At 67.8% G+C, this 13152-nt stretch carries 10 protein-coding genes; 9 read left to right on the top strand and 1 reads right to left on the bottom strand.

The annotated features are described in order from the left end of the window. The first annotated feature begins 309 nt into the window (after positions 1-309). The 4 genes from DEW08_RS25670 (at position 310) to torA (ending at position 7550) form a co-directional block, all read left to right on the top strand. Positions 310-1245, top strand: coding sequence for a LysR family transcriptional regulator (locus DEW08_RS25670; protein WP_109332669.1), 936 nt, complete (start codon positions 310-312; stop codon positions 1243-1245). Positions 1246-1441: 196 nt separating this feature from the next. After that, the gene (locus DEW08_RS25665) at positions 1442-3136 is read left to right on the top strand and encodes a methyl-accepting chemotaxis protein (protein WP_109332668.1); all 1695 of its coding nucleotides are present in this window, start codon (positions 1442-1444) and stop codon (positions 3134-3136) included. A gap of 726 nt (positions 3137-3862) precedes the next feature. Next, complete coding sequence (locus DEW08_RS25660; protein WP_168220518.1) at positions 3863-4984, top strand: NapC/NirT family cytochrome c; 1122 nt, start codon at positions 3863-3865, stop codon at positions 4982-4984. A 94-nt stretch (positions 4985-5078) separates the two neighbouring features. After that, entirely contained in the window at positions 5079-7550 is a 2472-nt protein-coding gene (gene torA, locus DEW08_RS25655; RefSeq protein ID WP_109332666.1) for a trimethylamine-N-oxide reductase TorA, read from the top strand. A gap of 79 nt (positions 7551-7629) precedes the next feature. On the opposite strand, the gene DEW08_RS25650 is transcribed toward torA, so the two are convergent. Continuing rightward, positions 7630-8541 carry a LysR family transcriptional regulator gene (locus DEW08_RS25650; protein ID WP_109332665.1) on the bottom strand — a complete coding sequence of 304 codons (912 nt, stop codon included), beginning with the start codon at positions 8539-8541 and terminating at the stop codon, positions 7630-7632. Between the two features lie 266 nt (positions 8542-8807). On the opposite strand from DEW08_RS25650, the gene DEW08_RS25645 reads away from it, so the two are divergent. The 5 genes from DEW08_RS25645 to DEW08_RS25625 all read left to right on the top strand — a co-directional run bounded on the left by DEW08_RS25645 (position 8808) and on the right by DEW08_RS25625 (position 13152). Then, positions 8808-9593, top strand: coding sequence for a 5-oxoprolinase subunit PxpA (locus DEW08_RS25645; RefSeq protein ID WP_109332664.1), 786 nt, complete (start codon positions 8808-8810; stop codon positions 9591-9593). A 69-nt stretch (positions 9594-9662) separates the two neighbouring features. Next, positions 9663-9899, top strand: coding sequence for an acetyl-CoA carboxylase (locus DEW08_RS25640; protein ID WP_109332663.1), 237 nt, complete (start codon positions 9663-9665; stop codon positions 9897-9899). A 4-nt stretch (positions 9900-9903) separates the two neighbouring features. After that, entirely contained in the window at positions 9904-11292 is a 1389-nt protein-coding gene (locus DEW08_RS25635) for an acetyl-CoA carboxylase biotin carboxylase subunit (protein WP_109332662.1), read from the top strand. Positions 11293-11312: 20 nt separating this feature from the next. Next, positions 11313-12188, top strand: coding sequence for a 5-oxoprolinase subunit B family protein (locus tag DEW08_RS25630; RefSeq protein ID WP_109332661.1), 876 nt, complete (start codon positions 11313-11315; stop codon positions 12186-12188). Then, the gene (locus DEW08_RS25625; protein WP_109332660.1) at positions 12178-13152 is read left to right on the top strand and encodes a 5-oxoprolinase subunit C family protein; all 975 of its coding nucleotides are present in this window, start codon (positions 12178-12180) and stop codon (positions 13150-13152) included. The genes DEW08_RS25630 and DEW08_RS25625 overlap by 11 nt, the downstream gene beginning before the upstream one ends.

Below are 13152 nucleotides of genomic sequence, written 5' to 3'. Positions count from 1 at the left end.
GACCTCCACTATGATTGGCGTTATTATTGTTTTTCTTTTTCTTGGGCTATCTGCTTCGCTTGGCGAAGGATTCTGTCGGACGGCTGTCGGCGACCCATGCCCGGCCTGCGGAGAGTGCTCCGGAGACCGGGTCGGAAAGTCATGTTCCCTGCCGTGGACGTCCGGCTTCGGCGCGTCTTTCCGGCTTTGCCGTCCTATCGCCCCATGCCGGACCAGCGTCCGTGATTGACATGGTACGAACCGGCAATCAGATTAGAGAAATGAATTTGCTGTATCACGGTAATCCGACTCTTTTATGAGAGGCGCGCCATGCTCCAGGGGGTCAGGCACATCAGGGCTTTCGTGGCCGTGGCGCGGCTGGGTAGCTTCACGCGGGCGGCGGCGGAGGTCAATGTGTCGCAGCCGGCCCTGACGGTGCAGATCCGCCAGCTCGAAGAGTCGCTCGGCGTGCGCCTGTTCGACCGCAACAAGCGGCAGGTGGTGCTGACCCAGGCCGGCCGGGATCTGCTGCCCGCCCTGCAACGGGTGCTGAGCGAGCTGGAGGCGGTGATGAGCGCCAGCCATGACCTGGCGGGATTGCGGCGCGGCTCGGTCTCGGTCGCCACGCTGCCGTCGGTGGCCGCCGGCCTGCTGCCGATCGCCATCCGCCGCTTCGCCGCCGACCACCCGAACATCGACGTGAAGGTCAGCGACGTCGTCGCCGAGCGGATCATCCAGCTCGTCAAGGCGGAGGAGGTGGATTTCGGCATCGGCAGCCGGGTGGGGCCGGACCGCGACGTCGAGGTGACCGATTTCCTCTGCGACCGGATGTGCGCCTTCTTCCCCACCGACCATCCGCTGGCCGGCCGGCGGCCGCTGCTGCTGAAGGACGTCGCGGCCTTCCCGGTGATCCTGACGGCCCGCGGCACCAGCGTGCGGTCGCTGATCGAGCGGACGCTGGAGAAGGAAGGGCTGGAGATCAGCCTGTCCTGCGAGGCGAACTACATGTCCACCGCGGTCGGCATGGTGCGGGCCGGGCTCGGCGTGTCGGTGCTGCCGGAATCCGCCGTCGACGCCGCGTCCTGCGAAGGCATCCTGGTCGAGCCGATCCGCACGCCGGGGCTGGTGCGCAGGATCGGCTTCATCCGCAAGGCCAACCGCTCCCTCTCGCCGGCGGCGGAGCGCTTCGTGGGACTGCTGCGCGAGGTCGCCGGCCCGACCCTCGCCCACTTCTCCAATCTGGACGGCGCCGCCGGGAAGCGATGAACGGCACCCGTCACGGGTCCGGGCGGTAATAGCGAAACGTAATTACCGTGATCCGATAATTCGATTTCAATTACCACATCCGTTCGTAGTATAGCAACCGCCGGTAGCGATGCGCGCGCAACCGCGCTACGGAACCGGCTCCAGGTCCGGTCCGGGCGAGCGTGCCCGGCTCTCCAGTTCAGGAAACTACGACGCCATGACGATTCTGGGAAATCTGACGATCCGCGTGAAGCTGGCGGTGCTGGTCGCGGTATCGGTGCTCACCTCCGTCGTCGTGATCGCCGTCAGCAGTGCCTTCACCCACCAGCGCATGGTCGACGACCGCATCGATACCATCCGCTCCGCGGTCGAGCTTGCCGTGGGGCTGGCGAAGGGCCTGAACGCCGAGGTGGAGGCCCGGACCATCAGCCGCGACGAGGCGCTGTCGCGCTTCCGCAACGCGGTCCACGCCATGTCCTATCATAGCGGCGCCGACTATCTGTTCGCCTACGACCTGAACGGCATCGCGGTCGCCAACCCGTCGAACCACAAGGCGGTCGGCACGGACCGGATGCAGCTTCAGGACAAGGCCGGAAAATACTTCGTCCGCGAGATCGTCGAGACGCTGCAGAAGCAGGACAGCGCCATCGTCCACTATGTCTGGCCGAAGCTGGGATCCGACACCCCGCTGCTGAAGACGAACTATGTACAGCGCTACCAGCCGCTGGGCCTGATCGTCGGCTCCGGCGTCTACACCGACGACATCGACGCCGCCTATCACGAGTTCCTGGCCAGGCTGGGCGTCATCGCGGCGGTGCTGGTCTGCGGACTGGTGCTGATCGCGTTCCTGATCAACCGCGGCATCGTGCGTTCGCTGCACGGCCTGCGGGACAAGATGACCTCGCTGGCGGCCGGCGATCTGAGCGTCACTTTTCCGGAGGCGACCCGCCGCAACGAGATCGGCGGCATGGCGCAGGCGCTGCAGGTGTTCAAGGAGAACGCGCTGTCCAAGGCGGAGCTGGAGGCCAGCCAGGCCGCGCAGGCGGAGCGCAGCGCGGCGGAGAAGCGCGAGGCGATGGCAAGTCTCGCCAACCACTTCGAGCAGACCGTCGGCAGCCTGATCCACGACGTCGCCCAGGAGGCGGAAGGCATCGAGCAGCGCGCCCAGGACATGACCCGCGCCGCGGACGAGACCGGCACGCTGGCCGGCGCCGTCGCGGCGGCGACCGAGCAGACCTCGGCCAATGTCCAGACGGTGGCCGCCGCCACGGAGGAGCTGTCCAGCTCGATCGGCGAGATCAGCCGGCAGGTCGGCGAATCGGCGCAGATCGCCCGCGAGGCGGTGGAAAGCGCGGGGCGGGCCAACGGCAGGGTCGAGGGTCTCGCCACGGCGGTCGAACGGATCGGCGCGGTGGTGGAGCTGATCAACTCCATCGCCAGCCAGACCAACCTGCTGGCGCTGAACGCCACCATCGAGGCGGCCCGCGCCGGCGAGGCGGGCAAGGGCTTCGCCGTGGTGGCGCAGGAGGTCAAGGCGCTGGCCAACCAGACGGCCAAGGCCACCGAGGAGATCGCCGCCCAGGTCGCCGCCATCCAGGCCGAGACCGCCCAGGCCGTCCACGAGATCAAGGGCGTGGCGCAGGTCATCAGCCGGGTCAACGACGTGGCGACCTCCATCGCCTCGGCGGTCGAGGAGCAGGGGGCGGCGACGCGCGAGATCAGCCGCAACATCCAGCAGGCCGCCCAGGGCAGCCACGAGGTGTCCGCCAGCATCGGCGGCGTGAACAGCGCCGCCGGACGGAACGGCAAGGTCGCCTATGAGGTGCTGGAGAACGTCCGCCAGCTCTCCGTCCAGACCGACAGCCTGCGCGACGAGGTGGGACGGTTCCTGTCGCAGGTGCGGGCCGGCTGACCGGCCCCCGGACCGACATCAGGGCGGCGCGGCCCCTGCCCGCCGCCTGCCTTTGCCCGAGCGGCACGCTCAGCCCGGGACCACCGGCAGGACCGGGGCACTCCGCCCGGGCTTGCCGGACCGCAGGCGCCGGTACAATTCCGGGGCGCCTGCGACAGTCGCGGCGCCGCCCGGCCGGCGCCTCTTTCCCCTCATCGAAGAAGGGTGGCGACTCTACCACTGGTAGTACAATTGCGCCATCCCCAATAGACCAATCAAAACAGTCAAGATCGTCCCGCCAAAATCCGTTTTGTATAAAATGTTCGAATAATGAAGCTCACGCTTCCGGTTGGCTGCCCGTTTGACTGCGTGATGTGACAACAGGCCGCATGAATCGCAGCGCAGATCGGTCATGCGATAACATTGGCTATTATAAGTCTACATAGTCGGTAACCTCCCACTTTGTTGCAATATAAGAAGAGGTGGAGTGGTTCCAATTTTCAAATCAACCGGAAATCCACAACGGATTTTTGAAGCCGATGGCTCCCAACACGCATTCGTTGCAGGTCGGGGTGCAACAGTCATCGGGCACAAGGGAGGGGGCGATCATGCCCCCGGCAATGAAGGCTGACATCGATCGCGCTCCAAGCCCCGGAACGGACTTTCGGGAGCAGTCTGGCCTTCGAAACCGAGTCGAGGTGGAGCATGAAGCCTGAAACCATCAGTTCCGGTCGCCGGACGAGAAAAGTGACGAAAATACTCCTGGGAATGTTCGTCGGCGGCGCCGCGCTCAGCGCCGCCCTTTTCGTCGGGTTCGACGTCCTGGTTCACGAGACGAAATCCAACGAGTTCTGCACGTCGTGCCACACGATGCAGGGCAACTACGTCGAGTACCAGGGGACTCTCCATTACCAGAACCGGGTCGGCATCCAGGCCGGCTGTTCGAGCTGCCACGTCCCGTCCAGCGGTCCGGAGCTGCTGTGGGCCAAGGTCCGGGCGTCGAAGGACCTGCTGCACCAGTTCCTGGGCACCGTCGGCACCGAGGAGAAGTTCGAGTCCGCGCGTCACCGCATGGCGGAGACCGTGTGGAAGACCATGGAGGCGACCGACTCCCGCGAGTGCCGGTCCTGCCACAGCCTCTCCAACATGGACCTGCTGGAGCAGCGCCCGTCCGCCCGCCGCTACCATGAGGTGGCGATCCGCGAGCAGACCACCTGCATCACCTGCCACAAGGGCATCGCGCATTTCCTGCCGCTGTCCAACGACAGCGACACCGGCGTCTCCAAGCTCCGCGAAGCCGCGAAGAGCGTGCCGCCGCAGACGACGGCCCTCTACGCCATCGAGACGACGCCCTTCTACCTGTCCGCCGACAGCCGGGAGACCAACGACGGCACGCTGATGCCCTCGGCACCGGTCACCAGGATCGGCGAGGACAAAGGCATGATCAAGGTGCGCATCGACGGCTGGCGGCAGGAAGGCGTCGACAAGATCGCCTATTTCTCGGTCGGCAAGCGCGTCGTCAACGCCGTGATGTCCCAGGATACGGTCGAGCGCGCGAAGCTCGGCCAGGTCGTCGACGACACGGGCAGCGGCCAGAAATGGACGGCGGTCTCCGTCGAGGCCTGGGTGGAACCCGGCCATCTGGTCGGCGCACCGAAGCTGATCTGGGATGCGGCGGGGCAACTGCTGCGCAGCAACTGCGGCAACTGCCATGCGGAGCCGGACCTGACGCACTTCACCGCCAACCAGTGGATCGGCGTCGTCCAGTCGATGCAGATCCGCACGGCGATGAACGACGAGCAGAAGCGCCTTCTGATGCAGTACGTGCAGAAGCACGGGCGCGACATGGCGGAGAGCGCCACGCACTGAGATGTGCGGTCGGCTTTGAGGTTCGCATCCGCCCGGTCCCCGAGCGACAGGCTTGGCGCCGGGACCAGGGCGGGCACCGGAAACGGAGTGCATTATGAAAGTCCGCGAGACTGAGGAAAAGATGGACCTGTCCAGGCGCCGCCTGTTGAAGGCGCTGGGCATCGGCGGGGCGGCCCTGCCCATGACGGCGGTGGCGTCCAACAGCGTGCTGGCGGCGATCCGGAACCCGAACCTGCGGGAGGCGGAAGGCATCCTGACCGGCGCCCACTGGGGGCCGTTCCGCGCCGTGGTGAAGGACGGAAAGTTCGTCGAGGCGATCCCGCTCATCCATTCGCCGGCGGACGACATGATCCGGGCGATCCCCGATCAGGTCTATTCCCCGACACGGGTGAAGTACCCGCATATCCGCCGCGGCTTCCTGGAGAAGCGCGGCAAGGCCGACCCGTCCCTGCGCGGACGCGACGAATGGGTCCGGGTGTCGTGGGAACAGGCGCTGGACATCGTCGCTTCCGAAATCCAGCGCGTCCGGACGGAGCATGGCGGGAGCAGCATCCTGGCCGGCCTCTATGGCTGGAAGAGCGTCGGCCTGCTGCACAACTCGCGCAACGCGGTGCGGCGGCTGATGTATCTCGGGGGCGGCTGCCAGGGCTACTTCGGCGACTATTCGACCGGGGCGGCGCAGATCATCATGCCGCACGTCATGGGGGCGCTGGAGGTCTACGACCAGCAGACGGTGTGGCCGGCGGTCCTGGCGAACAGCCAGTTCGTCGTCATCTTCGGCGCCGATCCCTACGTCACGCTGAAGAACTCGTGGAACATCCCGGACTTCGAGGGCTACAACGGGTTCGACGCCCTGAAGGCCAAGGGAATCCGCGTCGTCACCATCGACCCCGTCCACACCGACACCGCCAAGCAGCTTAACGCCGAATGGCTGCCGGTCCGCCAGCGCACCGACGTGGCGCTGATGCTGGGGCTGATGCACACGCTCTACACGGAAAAGCTCTACGACGCGAAGTTCCTGAAGACCTACACGGTCGGCTTCCCGGAGATCGAGGCCTATCTGGTCGGCAAGGAAGACGGCGTGGCGAAGACGCCGGAATGGGCCAGCGGGCTGTGCGGCATTCCCGCCGACAAGATCCGGGCGCTGGCGCGCGAGATGGCGGCCAAGCGCACCATGCTGATGGCCGGCTGGTCGATCCAGCGCCAGCAGCACGGCGAACAGGCCCACTGGATGCTCGTCACCCTGGCGGCGATGCTCGGCCAGATCGGCCTGCCGGGCGGCGGCATCGGCTTCTCGTACCACTACGCGTCGGGCGGGTCGCCGACGGCGCGCGGCGGGATGCTCAAGGGGCTCGGCGCCGGCACGGCGACCGGACCGCTGCCGCCGCCGATCCCGGCCGCACGGATCTTCGACTGCCTGATGAACCCGGGCAAGACGATCAACGTCAACGGCAAGGACATCACCTATCCCGACATCAAGATGATCTACTGGGCGGGCGGCAACCCGTTCCACCACCATCAGGACATCAACCAGCTCGTCCGGTCCTGGCAGCATCGTCCCGAGGTCGTCATCGTCCACGAGCCCTACTGGACCGCGACGGCGAAACACGCGGACATCGTGCTTCCCGCCACCACCAGCTACGAGCGCAACGACCTGGAGATGGGGGGAGACTACTCGGCCAAGTACATCTTCCCGATGCACAAGGTCATCGACCCGATCGGGGAGTCGCGCAACGACTTCGACATCTGCGCGGACATCGCGGAGCGTCTCGGCTACCGCTCCGCCTACACCGAAGACCGCGACGAGATGCAGTGGCTGAAGGACCTCTACAAGGGGGCCACGGTCGGAGCCCGGGCGTCGCGCGTGGCGCTGCCGCCCTTCGAGCTGTTCTGGAAGTCGGGCGACTATGTCGAGTTCCCGATCCCGGACAGCGCCAAGACATGGGTCCGCCACGCCGACTTCCGCGGCGATCCCCTGCTGAACCCGCTCGGCACCCCGTCCGGCCTGATCGAGCTGTTCAGCAAGAAGGTCGCCGGCATGGGCTATGCGGACTGCGCCGGCCATGCCAGGTGGTATGAACCGATCGACTGGCACAAGAGCGACCGCTCCAGCCGCTACCCGCTGTCGCTGATCAGCTCCCACCCGTCGCACCGGCTGCACTCGCAGCTGTCGAACGCCATGTCGCTGCGCAAGACCTACGCGGTCGACGGCCGGGAACCCCTGCTGATCAACACGCAGGACGCGGCCGCCCGCGGCATCAAGTCCGGCGACGTCGTCCGGGTCTTCAACGACCTGGGACAGGTGCTCGCCGGGGCGGTCGTGACGGACGACATCATGCCCGGCGCGGTGCGCCTGTCCGAAGGCGGCTGGTACGACCCGGCCGAGCCCGGCGTCCCCGGCTCGCTCTGCAAGAACGGCAGCGTCAACGTGCTTGTCCGGGACATCCCGACCTCCGGCCTCGCGATGGGCAACTGCGGCCAGTCGGGCATCGTGCAGGTCGAACGCTACACCGGCCCCAAGATGCCGGTCACGGCGTTCGAGCCGCCCAAGGGGGCGGTGAGCTGACGACGACGGCGCCCCCGGGTGACATCCTCCCCGGGGGCGCGTCCTTTCCAGTTGCCGCGCGACGGGAGCGGTCCGGACCTCAGCGCGGCATGCGGCTCTGCGGCGTCTGGTAGACGTCGCTGAAATGCGTGCGGAACAGGCGCATGGCCGGCGTCAGCTCGACGCCCTGGCGCCACGCCAGCCCGACATCCATCGCCGGCACACGCTCGCGCATGATGATCGTCTCGATGCGCTTTCCCTCCAGCGACCAGGGCCGGTACACCATGTCGGACAGGATGGTCACGCCCTGGCCGTTGGCGATGATGGAGCGCACCGCCTCGATCGACGAGGTGCGCAGCCGGACGTTGGGCCGGAAGGGGGAAGCGCTCCAGTAGCGCGTCGTCCAGTGGGCGGCCTCGTCCACCGTCAGCATGATGTAGGGGTGCTCCGCCACGTCCTGCAGCCCCACCGAATCGAGCTCCAGCAGCTTGTGGCCGGCCGGCACCCACAGGCGCCGCTGGCTGCTCATCAGCGTTTCGGTCGTCAGTTCCGGGTTGTTGATGTTCGAGGTCAGGACCACCGCCATGTCGAGCCGGCCGGTGATCAGGTTGTCCTCGATCATCTCGCGCGTCAGCTCGTGGATGTGGATGCGCAGGTTGGGATAGCGCCGCTCCAGCCGTTCCAGATGCTGCGGCAGGAAATAGCCCAGCACCGTGTAGCTGGCGCCGATCGACAGGCTGCCCGCCACCTCCGCCGCCGTGTCGGCGGGATGCAGCGCCTCCTCCACGCTCGCCATGATGCGGTGGCTGGCGGCGAGGAAGCGGCGGCCGGTGTCGGTCAGCTCCATCCCCTGTGCGGTGCGGACGAACAGCCGCCCGCCGATTTCCGCCTCCAGCTCCTTGATCGCGGAGGTGATGGCCGACTGGGAGATCGACAGCTCCCGCGCCGCCCGCGACACCTGTCCCAGGTTGGCGGTGGCGATAAAATATTTCACATGGCGGAAATTCAACATCGGCACCCCCGCTTTTTCTGCTGCCGTGTACCGGAAAATCAGAAAATGCCTATGATTTGATCGGCCAGGAACGATCACGGACCCGCGTCTGGCTTGGAGTCTGCCTAATTTCTGGCCCGATTTTGCGTTCTGATTTTCCAATATAGCAAACGCAGAAATTAAAAATTGTCAACGGTTCGGGATGTCATACGCTTGTACTCCAAGCAATCCTGCCGGCCGCCGCTCCGCAAGCATCGGCCGGGGGCCCAAAGCAAGGGAGTAAGGCGTTGCCTCGCACTATGGTCGACCTCAACTGTGACCTCGGCGAAGGCTTCGGTCAGTGGACGCTGGGCGAAGCCACCGATGACGCGCTGATGGACCTCATCAGTTCGGCCAACGTCGCCACCGGCTTCCATGCCGGCGATCCCAACCTGATGGATCGCGTGGTGCGGCTGGCGGTGGAACGCGGCGTGGCGCTCGGCGCCCATCCGGGCTACCGGGACCTGCAGGGCTTCGGCCGCCGCGTCATCCAGGCCAAGCCGGACGAGCTGGTCAACGACATCCTCTACCAGGTCGGCGCGCTGCGCGAGTTCGCCCGCCGCCACGGCACCCGGCTGCAGCACGTCAAGCCGCACGGCGCGCTCTACATGGAGGCGGCGCGCGACGAGACGCTGTCCCGCCTGATGGTCGATGCGCTGCTGAAGTCCAGCCCCGACACGCTGCTGTTCTGCATGGACGTGTCGAAGACCTGTGCCGTCGCCAGCGCCGCCGGCCTGCCGGTGGTGCGGGAGTTCTACGCCGACCGCGACTATGACCGCAGCGGCTCCATCGTCTTCGCCCGCCGCATGCGGCCGCTCGATCCCGCGGAGGTCGCCGACAAGTGCGTGCGCGCCTGCCGCGAGGGGAAAGTGCGGACGGTCGAGGGCGACGACATCGACATTGCCTTCGACTCGATCTGCTTCCACTCCGACACGCCGGGCGCGCTGGCGATCGGCACCGCGGTGCGCACCGCCCTGCTGAAGGACGGCATCCGCATCGCCGCCGCCGCCGACGTGATCGCCCAAACCACCTGACTGCCTACGACCTGACTGCCCGGCCACCCGGCAGCCCGCTTACCCGATCCAGCCAGAAGGACCGTTCCGATGCCCGAGATCCGCTCTCCCCTTCCCGGCACCTTCTACCGCCGCCCCGCCCCCGACCAGCCGCCCTTCAAGGAGGTCGGCGACCGGGTCGAGCCCGGCGACGTCATCGGTCTGGTGGAGGTCATGAAGAGCTTCAGCGAGATCAAGGCCGACTGCGCCGGCACCGTGCTGCGCTTCACCGTCGAGGACGAGGAGCCGGTGATGGCCGGCGTCGTCCTCGTCGAGCTGGAAGGCTGAGGCGATGGCGATCCGGCGCCTGTTCGTCGCCAACCGGGGCGAGATCGCGGTCCGCATCATCCGCGCCGCCCGATCGCTCGGCATCGGGACGGTCCAGGCCTATTCGGAGGCCGACCGCGACATGCTGGCGGTCCGCATGGCCGACGCCGCGGTCTGCGTCGGCCGTCCGGCGGCCCGCCATTCCTACCTCGACGGCCCCCGCCTCGTCGCCGCCGCGAAGGAGGCCGGCTGCGACGCCGTCCATCCCGGCTACGGCTTCCTGGCGGAAAACGCCGCCTTCGCCCAGGCGGTGGAGGAGGCCGGCCTGATCTTCGTCGGACCGACGGCGGAGACCATCCGCATCATGGGCGACAAGGCCGCGGCGCGCGACGCCGCGATCGCCGCCGGCGTGCCGGTGGTGCCCGGCTCGGACGGCCGCGTCGCCGGCGTGGAGGCGGCGCTGGCCGCCGCCGAGGCCATCGGCTACCCCGTGATGATCAAGGCGGCGGCGGGTGGCGGCGGGCGCGGCATCCGCATCGCCGAGACGCCGGACGAGCTGCGCCGCCTCGCCCCCCAGGCCCAGTCGGAGGCGCAGGCCGCCTTCGGCGACGGCGGCCTCTACCTGGAGCGGGTGATCGTCGATGCCCGCCACATCGAGGTGCAGGTCCTCGGCGACGGCACCCGCGCCGTCCACGCCTTCGAACGCGAATGCTCCCTCCAGCGCCGCCGCCAGAAGGTGTGGGAGGAGGCCCCGGCCGCCTGCCTCGACGAGGCGACCCGCGCCCGGCTCTGCGCCTCGGCCGTGGCGCTGGCCGAGAGCGTCGGCTACCGCGGGGCCGGGACGCTGGAATATCTTTATGACGAGGCGTCCGGCGCCTTCTACTTCATCGAGATGAACACCCGCATCCAGGTCGAGCATCCGGTGACCGAGATGATCACCGGCATCGATCTGGTGGCCGCCATGATCCGCATCGCCGGCGGGGAGCCGCTGCCGGTGACCCAGGAGCAGGTCCGCCGCACCGGCCACGCCATCGAGGTGCGCATCAACGCCGAAGACCCCGCCGCCGGCTTCCTGCCCTGCCCCGGCACCGTCGTCCGGCTGGCGGTCCCGGAAGGGCCGGGCCTCCGCTTCGACGGGATGATCTACGAGGGCTATACGGTCCCGCCCTTCTACGACTCCCTGCTCGGCAAGCTGATCGTCCACGGCGCGACCCGCGCCGAGGCCATCGACCGGCTGGCCGGGGCGCTGGAACGGCTGGAGATCGCCGGCCTCAGCACCACCATCCCGCTGCACAAGGCGCTGGCCGCCGACCCCGACATCCGGGCCGGCAAGGGCCACACCCGGTTCCTCGAGGCCTGGCTCGCCGGGCAGCCCGCCTTCACCCCTCCGTCCCCCACGGCCGCGCAACGATGACCGCGCAATAGGAGCACCGGATGAAGACCCGCTATTCCTACGGTGGCGACGAGCACATCTTCGTCGAGATGGACGAGGAGATGTCGCTGGAAGCGTTCTTCAAGAGCATGTCCATCACCAACGCCGTCCGTGCCGCGCACATCGACGGCATCACGGAGGTCTGCCCCGCGAACGGCAGCTTCCAGATCAAGTTCGACCCGGACCGCATCGCCCCCGACCGGCTGATGAGCACGCTGCAGTCCCTCGAACAGGCGGCGGAGAAGGCCGACAAGCGGCTGCAGACCCGGATCGTCGAGATCCCCGTCTACTACCGCGATCCCTGGACCACCGAGACGCTGATGCGCTTCCGGGAACGGCACCAGGATCCGGCCGGCACGGACCTCGACTATGCCGCGCGGATGAACGGCTACGACACGGTGGAGCAGTTCATCCACGCCCACCACGCCTCGCCCTGGTTCGTCTCGATGGTGGGGTTCGTCGCCGGGCTGCCCTTCCTCTACCAGCTCGTCGAGCGCGAGCGGCAGATCCAGGTGCCGAAATACCTGCGCCCGCGCACCGACACGCCCAAGCACACCATCGGCCATGGCGGCTGCTTCGGCTGCATCTATTCCGTCCGCGGGGCAGGCGGCTACCAGATGTTCGGCATCACGCCGATGCCGATCTACGACCCGACGCAGAAGGTCTCCTACCTGCGCGAGTTCATGGTGTTCTTCCGGCCCGGCGACATCGTGAAGTGGAAGCCGATCGACCGCGAGGAATACGACGCCATCACCGCCGACGTCGCGGCCAACCGCTACGAGCCGCGCATCCGGAAGGTCACTTTCGACCTCGACGCCTTCAACGCGGACATCGACGGCACCAACCAGCGGCTGATGGAGGCTCTCCATGGCGTTTAAGGTTCTCAACCCCGGCCTGCTGACCACCGTCCAGGACCTCGGCCGGCCCGGCTATTTCCATCTCGGCATCCCGATGTCGGGGGCGATGGACCGCTATGCGCTGCGCGCCGCCAACCTGCTGGTCGGCAATCCGGAGGGAGCCGCCGCGCTGGAGGCCGTCTTCATGGGGCCGCAGCTCGAATTCGAGGTGGACGCCACCGTCGCGGTCACCGGCGCCGACCTGCCGGCCCGCGTCGACGGCGAGCCGCACCCGGCCTGGACGGCCTTCCCGGTGCGTGCCGGCCAGGTGCTGTCCTTCGACTATCTCAGGGGCGGCGCCCGCGCCTACATCGCGATCTCCGGCGGCATCGACACCCCGCCGGCGCTGGGCAGCCGCTCCACCTACATCATCGGCGCGCTCGGCGGCTACCACGGCCGGGCGCTGGCGAGCGGCGACATGGTGCCGCTCGGGTCCCCGCGGGCCGTGCAGCACGGCATGGAGGTGCCGGCGGCGCTGCGCCGCACGGTGGAGCGCAGCGCGGAGCTGCGCGTGCTGCCCGGCCTCTACTGGCGCCTGATCACCGAGGAGGCCGGCCGCAACTTCTTCGAGGACGAGTGGAAGGTGGCCCCGGAGGCCGACCGCATGGGCTACCGGTTCCGCGGCGGCCGGCCCTTCACCTTCAACCCGCGCGAACAGCCCTTCGGCGCCGGCTCCAACCCCTCCAACATCGTCGACGCCTGCTATCCCTACGGTTCCATCCAGGTGCCGGGCGGCACCGAGCCCATCGTGCTGCACCGCGACGCCGTGTCGGGCGGCGGCTACTTCACGCTGGGCGCGGTGGTCTCCGCCGACATGGACCTGATCAGCCAGATGCAGCCGCACACCGCCGTCCGCTTCGTCAAGGTGGACATGGAGCAGGCGCTGGCCGCCCGCGCCGACGAGGCGCAGCGGCTGGCCCGCCTGCGCGAGGCGCTCGCCGCCTGA

The organism is Azospirillum thermophilum (assembly GCF_003130795.1).
GTDB classification, from domain to species: Bacteria; Pseudomonadota; Alphaproteobacteria; order Azospirillales; family Azospirillaceae; genus Azospirillum; species Azospirillum thermophilum.
The sequence above is the reverse complement of the archived record's forward strand: the minus strand, read 5'-3'. Positions and strand labels throughout refer to the sequence as shown.